This window comes from Nocardia heshunensis (genome assembly GCF_054782115.1).
This window is the reverse complement of sequence record NZ_BAAGTC010000007.1, coordinates 129,295-148,767: the sequence shown is the minus strand read 5'-3', so window position 1 is coordinate 148,767 and position 19,473 is coordinate 129,295. Positions and strand designations below refer to the sequence as shown.

General features: G+C 66.9%; 21 protein-coding genes. 10 read left to right on the top strand and 11 right to left on the bottom strand.

The window, feature by feature from the left end:
• Positions 1–29: 29 nt before the first annotated feature.
• Positions 30–566: a GPP34 family phosphoprotein gene (locus ACYVN4_RS23775; protein ID WP_460724197.1), complete on the bottom strand. Its 537-nt coding sequence runs from the start codon at positions 564–566 to the stop codon at positions 30–32.
• A gap of 150 nt (positions 567–716) precedes the next feature.
• Here ACYVN4_RS23775 and ACYVN4_RS23770 point away from each other — a divergent pair, with 150 nt between their 5' ends.
• Together ACYVN4_RS23770 and ACYVN4_RS23765 are read left to right on the top strand one after the other, a co-directional pair.
• On the top strand, positions 717–1,166 hold the full coding sequence (locus ACYVN4_RS23770; RefSeq protein ID WP_460724196.1) for a VOC family protein: 450 nt from the start codon (positions 717–719) through the stop codon (positions 1,164–1,166).
• A 48-nt stretch (positions 1,167–1,214) separates the two neighbouring features.
• Entirely contained in the window at positions 1,215–2,411 is a 1,197-nt protein-coding gene (locus tag ACYVN4_RS23765) for a PucR family transcriptional regulator (protein ID WP_460724195.1), read from the top strand.
• On the opposite strand, the gene ACYVN4_RS23760 is transcribed toward ACYVN4_RS23765, so the two are convergent.
• A complete protein-coding gene (locus tag ACYVN4_RS23760) occupies positions 2,358–3,164 on the bottom strand; it encodes a tyrosine-protein phosphatase (protein ID WP_460724194.1) in 807 nt (268 codons plus the stop codon). The genes ACYVN4_RS23765 and ACYVN4_RS23760 overlap by 54 nt on opposite strands.
• Before the next feature lie 542 nt (positions 3,165–3,706).
• On the opposite strand from ACYVN4_RS23760, the gene ACYVN4_RS23755 reads away from it, so the two are divergent.
• The 3 genes from ACYVN4_RS23755 (at position 3,707) to ACYVN4_RS23745 (ending at position 6,608) form a co-directional block, all read left to right on the top strand.
• A complete protein-coding gene (locus tag ACYVN4_RS23755; RefSeq protein WP_460724193.1) occupies positions 3,707–5,302 on the top strand; it encodes an oleate hydratase in 1,596 nt (531 codons plus the stop codon).
• 193 nt (positions 5,303–5,495) lie between these two features.
• Positions 5,496–6,314 (top strand): bifunctional allantoicase/(S)-ureidoglycine aminohydrolase, encoded by an 819-nt coding sequence (locus ACYVN4_RS23750; RefSeq protein ID WP_460724192.1) that lies wholly within the window; start codon positions 5,496–5,498, stop codon positions 6,312–6,314.
• A 66-nt stretch (positions 6,315–6,380) separates the two neighbouring features.
• Positions 6,381–6,608, top strand: a complete 228-nt coding sequence (locus ACYVN4_RS23745; protein ID WP_460724191.1) for a hypothetical protein — start codon at positions 6,381–6,383, stop codon at positions 6,606–6,608.
• Between the two features lie 5 nt (positions 6,609–6,613).
• On the opposite strand, the gene ACYVN4_RS23740 is transcribed toward ACYVN4_RS23745, so the two are convergent.
• On the bottom strand, positions 6,614–7,942 hold the full coding sequence (locus ACYVN4_RS23740; RefSeq protein ID WP_460724190.1) for a DUF1003 domain-containing protein: 1,329 nt from the start codon (positions 7,940–7,942) through the stop codon (positions 6,614–6,616).
• 282 nt (positions 7,943–8,224) lie between these two features.
• Between ACYVN4_RS23740 and ACYVN4_RS23735 the strand changes: the two genes are divergently transcribed.
• Positions 8,225–9,394: a cytochrome P450 family protein gene (locus tag ACYVN4_RS23735; protein WP_460724189.1), complete on the top strand. Its 1,170-nt coding sequence runs from the start codon at positions 8,225–8,227 to the stop codon at positions 9,392–9,394.
• A gap of 236 nt (positions 9,395–9,630) precedes the next feature.
• The gene (locus tag ACYVN4_RS23730) at positions 9,631–10,779 is read left to right on the top strand and encodes a cytochrome P450 family protein (protein WP_460724664.1); all 1,149 of its coding nucleotides are present in this window, start codon (positions 9,631–9,633) and stop codon (positions 10,777–10,779) included.
• A 10-nt stretch (positions 10,780–10,789) separates the two neighbouring features.
• Here ACYVN4_RS23730 and ACYVN4_RS23725 read toward each other — a convergent pair whose 3' ends face one another.
• The 4 genes from ACYVN4_RS23725 to ACYVN4_RS23710 all read right to left on the bottom strand — a co-directional run bounded on the left by ACYVN4_RS23725 (position 10,790) and on the right by ACYVN4_RS23710 (position 13,705).
• A complete protein-coding gene (locus tag ACYVN4_RS23725; protein WP_460724663.1) occupies positions 10,790–11,560 on the bottom strand; it encodes an SDR family NAD(P)-dependent oxidoreductase in 771 nt (256 codons plus the stop codon).
• Between the two features lie 58 nt (positions 11,561–11,618).
• Positions 11,619–12,968, bottom strand: coding sequence for a cytochrome P450 (locus ACYVN4_RS23720; protein WP_460724188.1), 1,350 nt, complete (start codon positions 12,966–12,968; stop codon positions 11,619–11,621).
• 92 nt (positions 12,969–13,060) lie between these two features.
• The gene (locus ACYVN4_RS23715) at positions 13,061–13,261 is read right to left on the bottom strand and encodes a ferredoxin (protein WP_460724187.1); all 201 of its coding nucleotides are present in this window, start codon (positions 13,259–13,261) and stop codon (positions 13,061–13,063) included.
• Between the two features lie 123 nt (positions 13,262–13,384).
• Entirely contained in the window at positions 13,385–13,705 is a 321-nt protein-coding gene (locus tag ACYVN4_RS23710; protein ID WP_460724186.1) for a DMT family transporter, read from the bottom strand.
• Positions 13,706–13,840: 135 nt separating this feature from the next.
• Here ACYVN4_RS23710 and ACYVN4_RS23705 point away from each other — a divergent pair, with 135 nt between their 5' ends.
• Positions 13,841–14,290 (top strand): MarR family winged helix-turn-helix transcriptional regulator, encoded by a 450-nt coding sequence (locus tag ACYVN4_RS23705; protein WP_460724185.1) that lies wholly within the window; start codon positions 13,841–13,843, stop codon positions 14,288–14,290.
• Positions 14,291–14,332: 42 nt separating this feature from the next.
• Here the strand turns inward: ACYVN4_RS23705 and ACYVN4_RS23700 are convergent, their stop codons facing one another.
• Positions 14,333–14,893: an adenylate kinase gene (locus ACYVN4_RS23700; protein ID WP_460724184.1), complete on the bottom strand. Its 561-nt coding sequence runs from the start codon at positions 14,891–14,893 to the stop codon at positions 14,333–14,335.
• 40 nt (positions 14,894–14,933) lie between these two features.
• Positions 14,934–15,818 carry an alpha/beta fold hydrolase gene (locus ACYVN4_RS23695; protein WP_460724183.1) on the bottom strand — a complete coding sequence of 295 codons (885 nt, stop codon included), beginning with the start codon at positions 15,816–15,818 and terminating at the stop codon, positions 14,934–14,936.
• A 413-nt stretch (positions 15,819–16,231) separates the two neighbouring features.
• Here ACYVN4_RS23695 and ACYVN4_RS23690 point away from each other — a divergent pair, with 413 nt between their 5' ends.
• Positions 16,232–16,741 carry a hypothetical protein gene (locus ACYVN4_RS23690; protein ID WP_460724182.1) on the top strand — a complete coding sequence of 170 codons (510 nt, stop codon included), beginning with the start codon at positions 16,232–16,234 and terminating at the stop codon, positions 16,739–16,741.
• Here the strand turns inward: ACYVN4_RS23690 and cbiE are convergent.
• Both cbiE and ACYVN4_RS23680 read right to left on the bottom strand, forming a co-directional pair.
• On the bottom strand, positions 16,738–18,015 hold the full coding sequence (gene cbiE, locus ACYVN4_RS23685) for a precorrin-6y C5,15-methyltransferase (decarboxylating) subunit CbiE (RefSeq protein WP_460724181.1): 1,278 nt from the start codon (positions 18,013–18,015) through the stop codon (positions 16,738–16,740). The genes ACYVN4_RS23690 and cbiE overlap by 4 nt on opposite strands.
• On the bottom strand, positions 18,012–18,773 hold the full coding sequence (locus ACYVN4_RS23680) for an SDR family NAD(P)-dependent oxidoreductase (RefSeq protein ID WP_460724180.1): 762 nt from the start codon (positions 18,771–18,773) through the stop codon (positions 18,012–18,014). Before ACYVN4_RS23680 ends, cbiE begins: the two co-directional genes overlap by 4 nt.
• Before the next feature lie 67 nt (positions 18,774–18,840).
• Here ACYVN4_RS23680 and ACYVN4_RS23675 point away from each other — a divergent pair, with 67 nt between their 5' ends.
• Positions 18,841–19,269 carry a PPOX class F420-dependent oxidoreductase gene (locus tag ACYVN4_RS23675; RefSeq protein ID WP_460724179.1) on the top strand — a complete coding sequence of 143 codons (429 nt, stop codon included), beginning with the start codon at positions 18,841–18,843 and terminating at the stop codon, positions 19,267–19,269.
• Positions 19,270–19,473: the final 204 nt, after the last annotated feature.

The following is a 19,473-nucleotide window of genomic DNA, read 5'->3' as shown; positions in this document are numbered from 1 at the left end:
ACTCCCGATCGAGATGCAGGCCCGTTCGACTACATTGCGCCGCAGAATGATCGAGCGTAATCGTGGCAGATCGCCGCACACACCTGTCGCGCCAACTGCTGGCAGTCCGCCCGGCAGGCCAGGAAAGCCGTGGTCAGTCGTTCGATCTCGGTCGGGGCAAGGTCCGGGAACTGGGTGGCCAGCGCGTCGACCGATGCCAGCAGTGCTATCAATCCGGAAGTCCGCCGATCCGAGGGCTGTTCACCCCGCAAGGCACCCAGCAGCGCCGCGCGCAGCGCTGTCTTGCCCGCGCGGTCGAGCGTAGGAAAGCATCGCGCCGGAAAAACTCCCCATCGGCGTATCGGCATCGCGCAGACGCGCGATTGCTCCGCGAGACGGCCGACTGCCGACGCCACCGTCTCTCCGCGGCTGGGCCGCAGACCCGACCGGCCGGGGCCAGCCTCCGCAATGGCGTCGATATCGAGCGCGGCCTCGACCACGAAACGCATCGCACGGCGATCGAGAACGGCTTCCCCGTTTGCGTCGTCCAGCAACAACCACACCAGATCGTCGGTGATCGATTCCATGCGCACGAGCCTGCCCAAGGGTCGCTGAGAATCCGCTGAGGCCCCGATCGGGCGACCTGGGCCATGACGCCGAGCGTCGGTGTACCGGTTATCGGCTGCGAGAGTGCGACGATGGGTCGACTCGACAACAGCACCGGGACAAGGAGTGCCATGGCGGTGAACGTGGTCGCGCAGCTCAACTTTCGCGGGCAGGCCCGGGAGGCGTTGACCTTCTACCGGTCGGTGTTCGGCGGCGAGCTGGTCCTCATCACCTACGCACAGGCGGAGATCGTGCCGGTCTCCGCCGAGGCCGCCGATCATGTCATGTGGGGGCAGCTCGCCGCCGACAACGGGTTGTGGATCATGGGCTACGACGTGCCCGCCCACACCCCGTTCGACCGCGGCGACAACTCGTTCTTCCTCGCGTTGCGCGGCGACCTCCCCGAGGAGATCACCGAGTTCTGGGACAAACTCGCCGTCGACGCGAAGATCGTGGTCCCGATCGGACCCGCCCAATGGTCGCCGCTGTACGGCGTGCTTTGCGACAAGTTCGGCATCACCTGGATCCTCGACATCTTCCGCGAACCATCCGACCAGCAGACGACGCCCACGATCGACTGACCGGCTTGTCATGTCGCTGATGTCCGGAATCGGAAAGGACGGGATGCCGTGGCCGACGCGCAGACGCGAGCCGCGTTGACGCAATTGCGCGCTGCCGCACACCGATTCGTCGACGTGCTCGACGTATCCGGTGCGGAGCCCACCGACATGGTCGCCGTCGGGGCCGCCGATTTCCGCGAGCGGGCCCACCTGCATGTCGATCTGTTGTTCGCGTTGTTCATCGACGGCATCGATCCCACCGATGCGGCGCTGGCACCGATCGTCGAGGCGGCGCACGCGGCCATGCAGCACGGACGGACGCTGGAAGAGGTCCTCGATATCCGGTTGGGCGCCATCGAATACGTGTGGCGCGGGCTGGCCGCCGACGCCGACGAACCGACTCGGCGACTGATGTTCGAGCATGCGTTGCCGCTGTCGCGCTACAACGCGATCGTGTCCAGCCGGATCGCCGTTGCCGGTGCCGCCTTCACCGCCGCTCCGCGCTGGGAGCAACTGGAAGCGCGCCACGATCTCGCCGATGCCCTGCTCACCGGCCGGTCGGTCGCCGACATGCATGCCGATCCGCGAATTCGGCTCGCCGAGAACTACTTGGTCGTCGTCGCCCGCGCCGACGATCCAGCGCCTCGAACCGTCGGCAATCTGCGGATGCGTTTCCCGCACGCGGCGAACGAGCTGGTGCGCGCCGATGCGGGTGGTTGGTCGGCGCTGGTGCCGCTCGACGGCGAGGTGAGCGCCGCTATCGCCGATCTGGAGCAGCGAGTGCGTCCGGTCGGCGACGCGCTACCGCGGTTCTGGCTCGGCGTCGCGGCAGGCTCGGTGCCCGGTCTGCCCGCGGCGTTCGCCGAAGCCCGTACTCTCGCCGAGCTCGGTCGCGCGCTCGATACCGGCGAAATCATCTGCCGCCGTGAGCGGTTCATGCTCGAATACGCGATCGCCGTCGATGCGCAGACCCGGGAACGACTCGCGCGCGTGCTCGATCCGCTCGATGATCAGCCGATCCTGACGGAGACCTACACCGCGTTCACGCGCAACAACTACGCCCTCAACCCCACGGCCGACGCGCTGCACATTCATCGCAACACCGTCACCTACCGGTTGTCGCGGATCGCCGAACTGACAGGCTACGACCCCCAAAATCCCACCGAGGCAATGACATTGACCGCCGCTCACACCGCACGACTGCTGCTGCGCTCAGACAAGCATTTTCGCTCGGAGGGCGGCGATGTCGGCATCGGTGAGCCGTAGCCCTTCGTGGATGTAGTTGTCGAAGCTGCCGTAGCTCTGGTTCACCTGATCGAAGGCGGCGTCGAGGGCGGAGACCACCACGCCATTGGCGATGTCGCCCGGGGCCGCATCTCGGTAATAGTTCGACAGCAGGTAGTCGAAAGTGACGGTGTCGCGGTCCACGCCGAGGATGGTCAGCAGGACGGCCGTGGTCCAGCCGGTGCGGTCCTTGCCCGAGCTGCAGTGGTAGAGCACCGTGCCGTCGGTGGTGTCGATGATGTCGCGCAGGACCGCGGCGAACCCCTCGTTCGCGCCGGGCGTGGTGATGAAGGCCCGGTACAGCTCGGGGCCAGCGGCATAGGCGGACTGGATGACCTCCGGCGAAGCCTGGCGCACGACATCGATATTCCGGTAGGTCGCCCCCGGCGCGACACGGTCGGGTGCCGCGGCGATCTCGAAGCCCAAGCGCAGATCGTCGTCCAGCTTCAGACGGTGGATCGCCAGATAGGCCAGGGCCAGGTCGCTCGCCTTGGACAATTCGCCGGAGCGATACACCAGACCGGTCCGCACCTGCCTGCCGTCGACAGTGCGGTAACCGCCTATGTCACGGGCATTTTCGACACCAAGCAGGGGCAGCGCCCGCTCCTCGACGCCCGCGACCACCGCCGCGGTCGGCGCGGGCGGTTCGACCGCGGCCGCGATTCCGGCCACCCCGGCGCTCACCGCGACAACCGCCGTGCACGCCAGCATCAGAGGCAATCCCCGAGAACGCATGCTCCGTCTCCTTTGTCAGCCCACAGAATGGTTCGCCCGACCGTCTCGCAACCGGTATGCAATGCACCATTGGCAATCTAACGGAAATTGCGCCTTACATTTCTACAATTTGACAAACGGCAACAAAATGACGCGCTGACCTGCCGATCAGCAGTGCGAAACGCTGCCATATTTCAAATTCCTACCACTCGTGATGTTCGACACCGAAACAATTCCGACCATTGTCCATATTCTGATTTGCATGACAATCACCGAAAAGCCAGGCCCGGCGCCGCCCTGATCGTGGCCGGTGTCCTGTTCGGCATCTGCCTGCTGGTATCCGGTGTGCTGCAACTAATCTCGGCGGCCGCCTTGCCCGTCAGCAGTTGGATGCGGGTGCGATCGGCATCACCTGGACCTTCCGACTCGGGCACCGGGCCGAAGACGTCCCGGCGAATGTTTGACCCATTTGGCAAGGAATTACAGTGGGGAGACCGGGTCATCCGGGGCACCTCCCATAGATACAACCCTGACGGCGACATCAATCCTGGAAGAGGTTAATCATGGCGAAGGCGTATTTGGTTGGTAGTGGCATCGCTGCACTGTCTGCGGCGACATTTCTGATCCGCGACGGCGGCTTCAAGGGCTCCGACATCGTGATTTTCGAAGAGCAGGGACGCCAGGGTGGCAGCCTCGACGCTGCCGGGTCCCCGGAGACCGGCTACACCATGCGCGGTGGGCGCATGTTCGAGATTCACTTCGAGTGCACCTACGACATGCTGCGCTCGATCCCCTCACTGGATAATCCGGCCGTCTCGGTCACCGACGACACCTTCTCCTTCCACGAGGACTTCGCGTGGGACGACCATGCCCGGCTGATCGACGCCAGCGGTCATCCGATCGACGCGCATTCGATGGGCTTCACCGAACGCGACCGACTCGAACTGGTCCGATGCTTCGCCACCCCCGAGCAGCTGCTCGACGGCAAGCGCATCACCGACTGCTTCAGCCCGGCGTTCTTCACCACCAACTTCTGGTGGATGTGGTGCACCACCTTCGCCTTCGAGCCCTGGCATTCCGCGATCGAGTTCCGCCGCTACCTCAATCGATTCGTCCACCTGTTCAAGACCTTCGACAACATGTCCGGGATCTACCGGACCCGCTACAACCAGTACGACTCGATCGTGCGGCCGATGTTGAGCTGGCTCACCGATCAGGGCGTCAGCATCCGCCTCGACTCGCGGATCACCGATGTCCGGCTGGCCGACGGCGACAAGCTCACCGCGACGGGCTTGACCTGCGTCAGCGGCGGGAAGACCGAGGAGATCACGGTCGGGCCCGACGACCTCGTCATGATCACCAACGGATCCATGACGGCGAACTCGACCCTCGCGTCCACCGACACCGTCCCGGACCTGGACACCTCCGGCTCGTCGGGCTCCTGGCAGCTGTGGCGCGATCTCGCGGCCAAACGTCCCGGCCTGGGCAATCCCGCGGTCTTCGATTCCTCGATCAAGGATTCCACCTGGGAGTCCTTCACCGTCACCACCAAGGACCCCACCTTCTTCGAGGAGATGGAGAAGTTCAGCGGCAGCGAGGCCGGCAAGGGCGGTCTGATCACCATGAAGGATTCCAGCTGGTTGCTGACCGTCGTGCTCAACCATCAGCCGCACTTCCGTGAGCAGCCCGCCGACACCTTCGTCTGGTGGGGCTATGCCCTGTTCCCGGACAAGGTCGGCGACCATGTCGCCAAGCCCATGTCGGCCTGCACCGGCCGCGAGATCCTGCAGGAAGCGTTGGCGCACTTGGCCATCGACAACCGCGAGCAGATCGTGGCCAACTCGATCGTGCTGCCCACGATCATGCCCTACATCACCAGCCAGTTCCTGGTGCGCTCGCACGGCGACCGCCCCGACGTCGTGCCCGCCGGTTCCACCAACCTGGCCTTCATCGGCCAGTACGCCGAAGTCCCCGACGACGTCGTGTTCACCGTCGAATACTCCGTCCGCACAGCACAAGTCGCGGTCGCCACCCTCCTCGGCCTCGACACCAAGCCCAAACCGGTCTACAAGGGCCAATACAACCCGAAGGTGCTCGTCGAAGCCCTGGAGACCATGCACCGCCACGGCACCAAGCCGAAGGCCCGCGCCGGGTCGTAACCGCGCGATCCGTATCTTCACACCCGGTCCGGGTGTGAAGATACGGATCCGATCCTGATCGACAGCGTCAGGAATGTCGGTTTGCACGATTGTGTCCAGCGATCGCTACTGCATAGCGTGGTGCTCGCGCACGCCCTCTGCCGGTAGACGCTGCACGGTGGCGGATGAACCTCGACACGATGGGAATTGGCACTTGAGCGAGCCGACGTATTACGCACCCCAGGGCGGCTTGCCGTCGCAGACCACACTGCTGACCGACCGCGCCATCGTGAAAGAGGCGTACACCGTCATTCCCCGGGGTGTGCTGCGCGACATCGTGACCAGCAACCTGCCCGGGTGGAACAACACTCGCGCGTGGATCATCGCCAAGCCGATCGCCGGGTTCGCGACCACGTTCGCGCAGTACATCATCGAGGTGTCGCCCGGTGGCGGCAGTACCGAGCCCGAGCCCGAGGCGGGCGTCGAGTCGGTGCTGTTCCTGTTGAACGGGACGCTGAACCTCGAAATCGATGGCGAGAAGCATGTTCTCACGCCGGGCGGATACGCCTATCTTCCGGCGGGCGAAAGTTGGTCGGTGGCCAATGATTCCGCCGAGGCAGCGACCTTCCAGTGGGTTCGCAAGGCCTACGAACCGTTGGCGGGCTACACGCCGCATGCCTTCGTGGTGCAGGAGCAGGACGTCGAGCCGACGCCGATGCCCGACACCGACAATGCCTGGGCCACCACCCGATTCGTCGACCCCAACGATCTCGCCCACGACATGCACGTCAACATCGTGACCTTCGAGCCCGGCGCGGTGATCCCCTTCGCCGAGACGCACGTGATGGAGCACGGCATCTACGTCCTCGAAGGCAAGGCGGTCTATCGCCTCAACGACGATTGGGTCGAGGTCGAGGCGGGGGATTTCATGTGGCTGCGCGCCTTCTGCCCGCAAGCCTGCTACGCGGGCGGCCCCGGCAAGTTCCGCTACCTGCTGTACAAGGACGTCAACCGCCAGATCAAGCTCACCTGACCCCATCTCTCCTGTTCACCGGCGTGGCGGCGGCGGGGAAGATGTTCGGCCCGGCATAGTGGGCGCATGCTGCGGATGCCGGAATTGTCCAAGTCTCGGGGGCTCGTCGTGTTGATCGCCGTCGCACTGGCGACGGCAACACCGGTTTTCGCGGCGCAGGCGCAGGCCCGGCCTTCCTCGGTCACCGCGGAGGACTGCAATGCCTCCCGTGGCGGGAAGGTCAAGTACGAAGACGGGCGGCGGGTATGCCGCAGCAATGATTCGCGCGTCGACGGGCTCCCGATCAGGGGGTGAACCAGTCATCGACTGCCGTTGGTTCGCGCTTCAGGTGCGCCACGCAGCACCTGAAAACCCGCGCGGGTCACCATGACCGGGAGACGCCTGGCCGCCTGCAGGTGGCGGACCCGGGCGGCGTCGGGCAACTCGTCCCAGGGCAGTGGCAGGGCGTCGTCGGGCGGGCACGGTGAATCCGATTGCCGCGCAGCGATCTTCTCCTCCATCCAGCGGTTGTATTCCAGCCGGGCCAGCGAGCGCACCTCGGCGTCGTCGAGGGTCAATTCCAGGGCCGGTTCGAAGCGCGGCACCATGAAACAGCCGATGGCGGCGAGGTTTTCGCCGATGCGGCGCGCCTGGATCCGATTTCGTTCCCGGGCCTGATGCGGCAATTCCTCCCAGCCGCGCAGCCGGTCGGCGTCGACGGGGGCGGTGCCGGTGGTCATCGCCTCGTGCACGCGAACCTGATGCGCCACTCGCTCGTTGGTGTCGTGCATCGCCAGGGCCAGTTGTTCGATGACCTGTCCGGTCACGTACCCGGTGAGACTGTCGAGGACCCGATCCTGCGCGGTGAGCCGCACTTTCATGCGCAGACACTCGTGCAGGACCGCTTGCGCGTCGAGGAAGGTCTGTTCGGACCGGCGGTCACCGGCCCGGCCCAGCACATCCTGGCCGACCATGATCACGATCATGAACACCAGCTGCGCCAGCGAGGACAGGAAGGACATGAACAGGAACGGGTAGGGGTCGAAGTGTTGAATCCCGGCCACCGCCAACAGAATCCACGCCACCTGGGTGGCGGCGGCCAGATAGAACGCCCAGACACTGCCCAGTTTGGTGGTCAGCCAGGCCGCGATCCGGTCGTTGAGCGTGACCGCCTGATCGGCCGCCTGCGGCGGATCCTGCACCCGGTGCTGCTCGATCCACGGATGCGGACTGGTCTCCAGCAGGCTCAATCCCCGACTGAGCACCCGATCCTGCCGGTCCAGATGCTGCTGCAGATCCGCCACCTGTCGGAATATCGCCTCGGTGTTCTCATACGTCTGCACCGATCGTCGGTCGGCCGCCGCACTCAACACCCGCTGCCCGACCAGAATGATCAGGCACAACACCAACTGCGCGACGTTGTTCAAAAACAGCAGGAACGGAAACGGATACGGATCCAGCCGATGCAGCGGCCCCCACCAGGTCCCCAGCGCCATATACCCGGTGAACACCACCAGCACCAGATACAGGGCAGGCATCGACCCCACCGACCGGGTCACCGCCGCGGCAACCGCATCGTTCACCCCGACCCGTTCGTCGGCCAGCGTCACCGGGCTCTGCGCGTCGGTCGCGTGACTACCGCTGAACAATCGTGACCCTCCCTACTCGTCCGACATCATTACCCGCTGCGCTTCGACCGCAACGACTACCTTGTGGGCCACCGTACGCAAGTCAACAGACACCGCATGAATTTGCCTCGTGCACTGTGCATCTCGTGTCGACGCGGCGGTTCGCCGGCCTCGCATCTCGGGGCGTCCGGGCCCGGCATTCCTGTGTAGTATCTGCGAGCATGGAGCCTGTTGGGTTCGGTCGATGTTCGAGTCGGTTCGACCGCGTGTGAACTACCCCGTTCCAGCTCTGGAGTCCCGTCGTTGACAACGCCCATCCCGATCTTCACACCCGAGTTCGCCGCCGACCCGCACACGTTCTATGCCGGGATGCGTAGGCAGTTCGGTTCGTTTGCGCCCGTGGAGCTTTCACCCGGCATTCGCGCCACCCTGGTGATCGGCTATCGCGCCGCGGTGCAGATCAACAACGACCCGGACCGGTTTCCGGCCGATCCGCGCGGCTGGGAACAGGACATTCCGGCAGATTGCCCCATCCTGCCGACGCTGCGGTATCGGCCCAGTCCGCTGCGCAGCGCGGGCGCGGAGCACGCGCGGTACCGCAAGGCCACCGTCGACAGCATTGCCGCGGTCGATCTGTATCAGGTGAATGCCACCATCGACGAGATCGCGACCGCGCAGATCAATACCTTCTGCTTCGACGGTGAGGCAGATCTGGTGAGCCAGTACGCATTTCCGGTCGCCGTCGGCTATCTGAACCATCTGGTCGGCTGCCCGGACGATATCGGTCACCGGATCGCGGCGGGCCTGGCCATGATGTTCGAGGGCGACTCCGCCGTGGCGGGCCGGGCGGTCCTCGAGTCCACGCTCGGCGAGCTGGTGAACCGCAAGCAGCAGGCCCCGGGCGACGATGCCACCTCCCGATTGGTCACGCACACAGCGGATCTGAGCGCCGAGGAGCTCGTCCAACAGCTGCTGACCTACTATGACGCGGCGATCGAACCGCTGACCGATCTGATCGCCAACACGCTGCTGCTGATGCTCACCGACGAGCGATACGCGGGTGCGGTGGCGCTGACCACCCGCGACGCCCTGAACGAGTCGCTGTCCGCCGATCCCCCATTGGCCAACTGCGCCATCACCTTTCCGGCGCAGCCGATCGTGGTCGGCAAGGTGTGGCTGCCCGCCGACCAGCCGGTGGTGACCAGCGTGGCGGCCTGCAACAACGACCCCGCGATCGTGGCCCGCCACACCGGCGACAATCCACACCTGGCCTGGGGTACCGGTCCGCATGCCTGTCCCGCGCAGGATGTGGCGTACTCGGTCGCCGAGCACGCCATCGACCAGCTCTTCGACCTGTTGCCCGAGCTGCGACTGGGTTGCCCGGCCGACCGACTCACGTGGCGGCCAGGCCCTTTCCATCGAGCGCTGACGAACCTCCCGGTGGCCTTCCCGCCCGCGCGCACCACCTTTTGAGGATCGGCCGACGGCCCGGCGTAGCGCAGATCGGTCAGCGTATCGGTCATGCCCTGGCGCGACTCGCCCTCCGCTGCAACAACACTGAGTAACGTGCCAGTCGGTTTGAAACTTGTTACAGCAGAACATGTTTGACGTGCGACCTGCCGTCCGGGTTGCTACGCTCACCACGCCCGCATCCGGGTAGCAACACAGATGCTCACGTTCCACCGGCTCATCGGAGTTGCACGTTGAAAATGTTCGCGCCCGAGTTCGCCGCCGACCCGCGCGGCGCCCTCGACGAGCTACGCCGACTGCACGGGCCGGTGGCGCCGGTCGAGTTGGCCGCGGGGGTGCCCGCGACGCTGGTGCTGGGGTATCGGGAGGCGCTGCGGATTCTCGGCGATCCCGAGCATTTTCCGGCCGACCCGCAGGCGTGGCAGGCCGGCGTTCCCGAGCAGTGTCCGGTGCTGCCGCTGATGGAATGGGGGCCGACGGGGGCCGAAACCGACCATCGCGCCGCCTATGTCGCGGCCATTGCGAGCATCGATCAATATCGGCTGCGCGGTGCGGTGGAGGCGGCCGCGGTGCCGCTGATCAATCGCTTCTGCGAGGCGGGGCAGGCCGATCTGCTCGCCCAGTACGCGCGTCCGCTCACCCTCGCCGTGCTCGACGAGCTCATCGGACTGCCCGCCGCCCTGGCCGCCGAAGCCGCTGCCGCACTGGCCGAGCTGACCGAGACCGCCGATGCCGCCACCTCCGATCTCGCCGATCGGCGCTTCCAGGCGGTGCTGGCCCAGGCCGTCGCGACCGCCCGCGCGCAGCCGGGCCGCCACGTGATCTCCGCGCTCATCGATCACCCCGCGCATTTCGAGGACGCCGTGATCGTGGAGCAGGTCGCCAAGCTCTACGCCATGGGCGCCGAGCCGACCTGGAATCTCATCGTCAACGCGCTGGTGCTGATGGCCTCCGACAACTACTTTCACGAGGGCCTGCTCACCGGCTCACTGCAATTGCGCGATGCGATCGACGAGGTGCTCTTCAGCGATCCGCCGATGGCCAACGGCTGCCCCCGGTACCCGCAGCACCCGCAGGTGATCGCCAACGGCTGGCTCCCGGCCGATCAGCCGGTACTGATCGCGATCACGGCGTGCAACAACGATCCCGCGGTCGGCGGCGACCGCACCGGCAATCGCTCGCACCTGGCGTGGGGCGTCGGCGCGCACGCCTGCCCGGCGCAGTCGGTCGCGGCGATCATCGTCCGCGAAGCCCTCGAACAGCTGCTCGACGCCCTGCCCGACATCAAACTGTCGGTCCCGCTGGCCGAATTGGCTTGGCAGCCCAGCGCTTTCCACCGGGCCCCGGTCACGGTCCCGGTGACCTTCCCGGTCTCGCCGCCGCTGTGAGGCCGGGTGATCAGGCGGTGTAGCCGCCGTCGATGTCGAGGGCTTGGCCGGAGATGAATCCGGCGCGATCGGAGGCCAGGAAGGCAACGGCCTCGGCGATGTCGGTCGCGGTTCCGAAGCGGCGCAACGGAATATTGCGCCGCGCCACCGCGAGGGCGGACTCGTCCAGCTCGCCGGAGCTGATCAGGCGGTCGGCCATGCCGTCGGTCAGCATGCCCGGGCCCACGCAATTCACGCGGATGCCGAAGCGGCCCTCTTCGACGGCGAGCGCGCGGGCCACGGCCTCGACGGCACCCTTGGTACCCGAGGACAGACCGTCACGGACCGGGAAGCGGCGGGTGGCCGCGGTGGTCACCGCGACCACGCAACCGCGAGAGCGCCGCAATGCGGGCAGGCTCGCGTGCATGAGGTTGAAGAACGCCGCGGCATCGGCGTTCAGCTGGTCGCGGTACTGCTGCGGCGACACGTTGCTGAGGTGGACCATCGGAACGTGCGGTCCGGCGGCGTAGACGACGGTGTGCAGGCCGCCGAAGCGCTGCTCGAATCCGGCGACGACCTCGGCGACCGCGTCCGCGTCCGTAAGGTCCAAGGCCTGGGAGTCGCAGGAACGCCCCTGCTGCACAACCTCTTTCGTCAGCGCCTCGGCCGCGTCCCGGCTCGCCCGATACGTGAAGGCAATCTCGCTGCCGCGCTGCGCCAGCAGGCGCACGATGGCGGCTCCGATTCCGCCGGTGCCGCCCACGACCAGTGCGGCGCCGTCCCGTTCCCGGAAGTCATCGATCACAGCATCTCCCAACCAAACCAAGCAATTGCTTGGTAATGGTACTCGCTGCCTTTATTCACCGCCTGCGGCGGTAGCGGACACGGCACGGCTGCTCCAGCTGCACCACCATCTTCGAGTGGTCGTTGCGATAGCTGTCCGAGGGCTGCGCGAGCTCGAACTCCCAGTCCCGCAACAGGATCGAAAAGATCGCCTTGAGCTGCATGAGCGCGAACGCCGCACCGACACAGCGATGCCGGCCCGCACCGAACGGGATCCACGTCCAGCGGTTGGCCAGATCCTCCTGCCGCGGGTCCAGGTAACGGCCCGGATCGAAGGCGTCCGGGTCCGGGAAGTCGTCGGGCAGGCGGTTGGAGACCGCCGGGGTCGCGGCCACCATGTCGCCGGGTGCGATGCGATGCCCGCACACCTCGAACTCGTCGCGGGCGATGCGCATCAGGATGATCAACGGCGGATGCAGCCGCAGCGCCTCCTTCAGCACGGCCTCCAGCTCCGGAATCTGCCGCAGGGCATTGTGACTGACTTCCGAACCGTCGGAATACAATTCGTCGAGCTCGGTGACCACCGAGGCCAGCACGTCGGGATGCCGCAGCAACTCGATGATCGACCACGCCGCGGTGCCCGAGGTGGTGTGATGCCCGGCGAACATCATCGAGATGAAGATGCCGGTGATCTCGCTCGCCGAGAACCGGGATACCCCGCGCTCATCCTTGATGGAGATCAGCACGTCAAGCATGTCGCGGTCGTCCTTGCCCGACGGCGGATTCGCCTCGCGCCCATCCATGATCGACTGCACCAGCTCGACCAGTTGCACCCGCGCCTCGTCGCGGCGACGGAAACTCTCGATCGGCGCGTACGGGTCGACATAGGCCAGCGCGTCGGTGCCCTGCTCGAGTTCGTGGTACAGGTGCGCGAACCGTCCGTCGAGCTCCTCGCGGAACTTGCGGCCGATCAGACAGGCCGAGGACGTGTAAATGGTGAGTTCCGCGAAGAATTCGAGCAGATCGATCTCGCCGGAGTCCGCCCACCCGGCCAGCATCCGATCCACCTCGTGCGCGATGGTCGACGCGTGCCCGCGCATGTGATCCGCGCGCAGCGCCTGATTGTGCAGCATCTCCTTGCGCCGTTCAGGCGGGGCGTCGAACACCACGCCCTCGCCGAAGATCGGCTTCATGAACGGATATGCCGCGGCCTGATCGAGCTCCTCGTCGGCGGCCCGGAAGAAGAACTCGTTGGCCTCGGCCCCGGTCAGCAGAATGACATTGCGACCGGCCAGTTCGAAGGACCCGACATCCCCGCACTCCTCGCGCACCCGCCGCATGAGTGCGATCGGATCCCGGCGGAACTCCTCGAGATGCCCGTGCTCATCCGCTCCCCCGGACACCCGCCGCGGCTTGACCAGCGTCATTGAAAGATCCTCTCCGCACCTGCGCCCAGACCTCCATGGACACGTGTCCGGACATTACTGCGGATCGAAGTCCGGGACAAGGGTGGAGGCGATCAAACCTCGCCGTCAGACACGGAAAGAGCCTGCGTCGGGCAGTACTTCACGGCCTCCAGCACGGCGGCGCGCACCGCCGGACCCGGATCCGAATCGAGGATCTCGACCTGGCCACGCTTGGGGACGGCGAACACCGCGGGCGCCTCGGCCTGGCAGACCGCATGCCCCTGACACAGATCCAGATCGACCCGAATCTTCATGCGGCACACACCTTTAGAGACACATAGCTGGACATATGTCTGGACGTTATCACCGACGCTGGTCCACCACAATCAGAGCCGCCGCCGAACCCGGGGTTCGGCGGCGGCTTCCGGGAGCGGGTCTCAGGCTCCGGCGGCCAAGCGCAGGACCAATACTCCGGCGATGATCGAGCCGAAGGCGAACACCTTGGGCAGGGTGATCTTCTCCTTGTAGATCAGCGCGCCGAGCACGACGGTGCCGATGGAGCCGATGCCGGTCCAGATGGTGTATCCGACACCGACATCCAGCGTGCGCAGCGCGAGGCTCAGGGTGAAGATCCCGCCCGCGGCGGCCAGCAGGGTGAAGACCGAGGGCCACAGGCGGGTGAAACCCTGTGTGGCATTGGTGCCCAGCGCGAAGGCGATCTCGAAGACGACGGCGATGAGCAGGTAGACCCAGGGCATGGATATCAGTCCCTCAGTAGTTGTATGTATGTGCAAATACTTCTACGGACAAGAGCATGCATGTACATGTAAGCTTGTGTCAAGGCCGGTCGCACAACACCGAGGACCGGTCCGCCCGGGTCTAGGAGTGAACCGATGTCATCGCAGATCGAAGCCACGAACGTCAGCGCCGACGCCACCGCGTGGAATCGCATGCTGCTCGTGCACGCCCACGTCGAGAACCGGCTCTCGAGCGCACTGCAGCGTCGGCACGGGCTCGGGCTCTCGGAGTATCGGGCGCTGAGCTTCCTCGATCAGGCCGAGAACGATGAGCTGCGCATGCAGGAACTTGCCGACAAGCTGGGGCTCAATCAGAGCTCGGTCACGCGGCTGGTCGGTCGGCTCAATGCTGCCGAGTTCACCTATCGCGATCTGTGCCCGGATGACAAGCGCGGGGTGTACACCGTGATCACCGGGGCGGGCCGTGACCGCTATCAGCAGGCGCGCGCCACCTACGACGAAACACTCACCGCCGCACTGGATGAGATCGCGGCCACGGATCCGGCCATCGCCGCGGTTCTGGCTACACTCCGCGAAACCGCCTGAGCCGCAACTACATCAACGGCGCGGCCACCCCCGGGACCGCGGCTACCGCGGAACCGCCGCGAGGATGTGCCCGAAGATCACGTCGACCGCACCGGAGCCGTCGACCGTGGTGACGAGGTCACGTTCCCGGTAGCGCGCGATGATCGGCGGAATGTTGGTGCGGTACAGCGCTAATCGCGACCGCACCACCTCCGGATCGTCGTCCGGCCGATGCTCGACCGCGAATCGGGCGGCGCACCGTTCGAGGATCACCTCGTCCGCGACCGCCAGCTCGATCACCTGATCCAGCGCGCGTTCGGTCGCGAGCAGCGTGTCGAGCGCCTCGGCCTGGGCGAGCGTGCGCGGATACCCGTCGAGCAGGAAGCCCCGGGCCGTATCGGGTTCCGCGAGCCGCGCATCGAGCATCTTCAGCACCAGATCGTCCGGGACCAGGGCACCGGCGGCCAGCAGCGGTTCGGCCTCCCGTCCCAGCGGGGTTCCGGCTGCGACCGCGGCCCGCAGCATCTCCCCGGTGGAGATGTGCGCGATGCCCAACTCCTTCTTCAGCAGCTCCGCCTGGGTGCCCTTACCCGAGCCATTGGGTCCTACGATCACCAAACGCATTGCGACGCCTCCCATTCCGTCGAGCTTCGAGGGTAGCGGGTCAGACTCCGCCGGTGCCGAGCGAGAACAGGATGTCCGCGGCGCGGTCGACGAACAGCAGGTGGCCCGCGCCCGCCACGATGTGCGTGCTGCTGCGCGGCAGCGCCGCCGCGAGGCTGAGGGCGTCGTCGGCAGGCACATTGCCGTCGGCGTCGCCGTGCCAGATCTGCACGGGTGCGCGCACTTCGGCCAGGCTGAAACCCCAGTCGCGGGTGAACACCAGCCGGATGTCGGTGGCGAAGCCGCGACTGCCCTGTTCGAAACTGCTGCGCAGGTTGGCCTCCAGTTTCGCGGTCAGTTCGGCGTCGCCTTCGACGCGGTCGCGGTCGACGGCCGCCATTTGCGCGACCAACCCGGCCACGCCCTTGTTGCGGCGGATCACCATCGACATCTCGACCGCCATGGGATGCACCAGGAACGGCACGCGGCGCAGCACGTTCAATCCGCGCCGGCGCTTGCGGGCCACCGGGTCCAGGTCCGCCGCATCGGCTTGCACCTCCACCGGGGCGGGCGCGGACACCAGCGCCACACCCGATACTCGATCCGGCAGGCCCGCGGCGATGGCCAGCGCGTACGGTCCGCCGCCGCTCACCCCGATGACGGAAAAACGCTCCAACTCCAGCCGGTCGGCCAGGGCGGCGACCGTGGTCACCCAGTCGGCCACCCGCTCCCCCGCCGGTAGCGAGGATTGCGCCATTCCCGGCCGATCCACCGCGATGACCCGCACCCCGGCGGCCAGCCCGGCTTCGTCGAAAGCCTCTCCCTCCAAATGGGTTCCGGGGACGCCGTGGCAGTACAGCACCGGCATTCCGTCCTGCGCACCGTACTCGGCGTAACTCACCCGGCAGTGCGGCAAAGCAATCGTTCGCGACGCGGCAGCACTCACGTCGGTCAGCCTAGGCGAAACCGGCCGCCGACAGGTCAACCAGCCGCGTTCCAGACGCGATCGCGTCGCCACGGCCGCGCCCGGGATGCGAGCGACCTCTCGGCAATGCCTGCCGCGGCCCGCTGACCAGCATCGTTGCCAGGTGCCCTGAATGTCTGGAGTATCGAAGGGGATCGACTCGGATCGGTCGAGAAGTGTTGGGGCAACGTGGCCGACGCTGCCCATGTGGTGAAACTCAATGCGCCGCCCAGTGTGTCGCACTTGCGCCGCCGCCGTGGGCGGACACACAGTGACAAGGTCGCACCATACCGGTAGCGAATACATGGCAACCGTCACGGAGCGGGCAGACCTCACGGTTCGCTGCGCGCCCGGCACCGATCCCGTTGGATTTCGGCACGAAAGGATCGAAGGCGATGACAGACCTCATGATCGACCCCGCCGCCGCCCGCACCCAGTTCGCGCGCGACGCCACCCCGGCACCGGTACCCCGCCGGCACACGGGCCCGGCCGCGGTGTGGCAGGAGGCGAAAACGGTGCTGGTGACCCGGGCCATCGGACCACGCCAACTCGTGACCGTGCCGCGGCTGGTGGTTCCGATCGGAGAAAACGGCCTGGCCTTCCGTACCTCGTCCTACTCCGCGGAGGCCGAACAGCTCGCCCAGGACGGGCGGGTGCTGGTGCAGCCCGGCGACTGGCGGGGCACCCCGGCCATGGGCTCGCGGCAACTGCAGGGGCAGGCGCGACTGGTCAGCGAGGGCACCTTCGTGCCGCGCGTGCAGGCCGAACTCGAGGCCAAATATCGGTGGCGCACGTCCTTCGCGCGCATGGCGCATCGCCTGGCCAACGGCTCGGCTCCCTACGGCAATCTGATCGTGCTGGTCACCGTCTTCGAACCCGGGCCGCTCGCGCTGCCACCGGTCTAATCGTCGGTCGTCGTATCAGCCTGCGCCGCAGCCGGTTTCACCACAGACCACTGGGTGACCGGTAGATGCGGACGCCAGGCGGTGAAGCCGCCGAGTGGCTCGGCGCGATAAATCTGCATGCGGCGCAACGCGCCACCGTGCTGCCCAGCCAATTGCAGCAGCAGCGCATCGGATTCGGCGGTCACCGCGGCGGCCACCAGGCGGCCGCCCGGGCGCAGGCGTTCCCAGCACGCGTCGAACATGCTGTCCTGGGTGAGCCCGCCGCCGATGAAGATCGCATCCGGCACCGCCGTCGCCTCCTCGAACGAAGCGGGAGCAGCGCCTTGGACCTGGACACCGGGTACGCCCAGTGCCGCCGCGTTGGCGGCAATCTGCTTGCGGCGGCTGTCCATGCGCTCGAAAGTGACGGCCCGGCACGCCGGATGGGTGCGGCACCATTCGATGGCGATGGTGCCCGAACCGCCGCCGACATCCCACAGCAGTTCGCCGGGGGCGGGCGCGAGCGCCGACACAGTGAGCGCCCGGACCTCGGCCTTGGTCAGCTGCCCGTCGCCGCCGTACACCTCATCGGGTAGCCCGGGGATTCGGGTCAGGCGCGGCGCGGCCGGGTCGGCGACACAGTCCACGGCCACCACGTTGAGGGCATCCCCGATGGGCCGATCCCACTCTGCCGCGGTGCCCCCGAAGATCCGTTCGGAGAGTCCGCCCAGTTGTTCCAGCACGGTAACCGCGGATCGGCCGAAACCGTTGCGCACCAGGAGATCCACCACCTGGCGCGGGGTGTACTCATCCGAGCTGAGCACCAGCACCCGGCGGCCGTCGGACAATTCCGGCAGCACCGTCTCCACCGGCCGCCCCACGGCGCTCACCACCGGCGTCTCCTGCAACGCCCAGCCCAGGCGTGCACAGGCCAGCGACACCGACGACGGTTGCGGGAACACCCGCAGCGATTGCGCGCCGAGCAGTCTGGTCAAGGTCACGCCGATGCCGAAGAACATCGGATCACCACTGGCCAGTACGGCCACCCGCTGGCCCGCATAGCGTTCCAGCAATCCCGGCAGCGCGGGCACCAGCGGCGAGGGCCACTCGACCCGCTCGCCGCGCGCCCGCGACGTCGGGAGCAACGCCAATTGTCGTGCGGAACCGAGCAATACCTTGCATGCCGCCAGCTCACGCTGCGCCGGACCGCCCAGGCCGTCCCAGCCGTCGGCCCCGATCCCGATGACGACCAAGGGCCAATTCGGACCGAACCCGATGCCCGGGCCCTCGCTCATCGGCGTGCCCGCCGCCACAGCGCGTACGGCGTGAAACGCATGGCGGTGAACAGCAGCCGAATCCGGCGCGGCACATCCACTTTCCGGGCCCGCCGATACAGCCCGGACACCACCGCGTCGGCGACCGAATCGGGGGTGCTGGACATGATCGCCGGTTTCATGCCCGCCGTCATGCGGCCGATCACGAAGCCCGAGCGCACCATCAGCAGGTGAACCCCGGTGTCGGACAAGGCCATCTGCAGGCCGGAGGCGAACCCGTCCAGGCCGGCCTTGGCCGAGCCGTACACGTAGTTGGCGCGGCGCACCCGCACCCCGGCGATCGAGCTGAACACCACGATCTGGCCGTCGCCCTGCTCGCGCAGCAGATTGGCCAGGCTGGTCAGCACGCTGACCTGCGCCACGAAGTCGGTGGTCACGATCTCCACCGCGTGCGCCGGATCCTGTTCGGCGCGAGCCTGATCGCCCAGAATCCCGAACGCCACCACGGCCACGCCGATGCGTCCGTGCTCGGAGATCACCTTCTCCAGCAGCGCCTGATGGCCGTCCATATCGTCGGCGTCGAACTCGACACAGTGCACCGCCGTCGCCTCGGCGATCAGCAACTCCTTGGCCTGCTGCTGTAGCTGGTCGCTGCGGCGCGCCGCCAGCACCACCTCGCGGCCCGGCGAGAGCCGCCGCGCCACTTCCAAGCCGATCTCACTGCGCCCACCCAGCACCAGCACGACGCCCTTGTCGACGTCCCGCGATCCGAAACCCATGGCCCACAGTGTGCCACCCGGCCCCCGCCTACCGGCACGCCCGATCCGCGATTGCTAGCGTCGGAGCATGACCAGCACCGCCGCACGCCCCGAACTGTCCCCCGCCGCCGCCGACTTCGTCACCGAGCGACACCTGGCCACCCTCACCACCCTGCGCGCCGACGGCACCCCCCACGTGGTCGCGGTCGGATTCACCTGGGACGCCGAGGCCGGGATCGCCCGAATCATCACCAACGACGGCTCCGTCAAGGTCAACAACGTGCGCCGCTCCGGCTACGCCGCGGTCAGCCAGGTCGACGGCCCGCGCTGGATCACCCTCGAAGGCCCGGCCACCGTCCTCGACGATCCTGAATCCGTCGCCGACGCGGTCGAGCGCTACGCCGGCCGCTACCGCCAGCCCCGGGTGAACCCCACCCGCGTGGTGATCGCCATCCAAGTGCGGCGCATCTTGTCCAGCAGCGTCTTCAAGACCGACGCCCCGGCCACCGATCACTGACCCGCACCACCGAACTGGTAGTAGCCGCAAGGATCGGATCAGGCAAAGGCAGACGATCCCGCAGGCCGCGAGAAACGCCCGGATACAGCCTGTCGGCGTGATCGACGAACAGGGCCGGGGTGCACATGGCGGCGATGACCATGCCCCGCCGCGCAGCTCGAGTGCCGATACGTCGGGACCAGGGTCGACCGATTATTTTTCGGG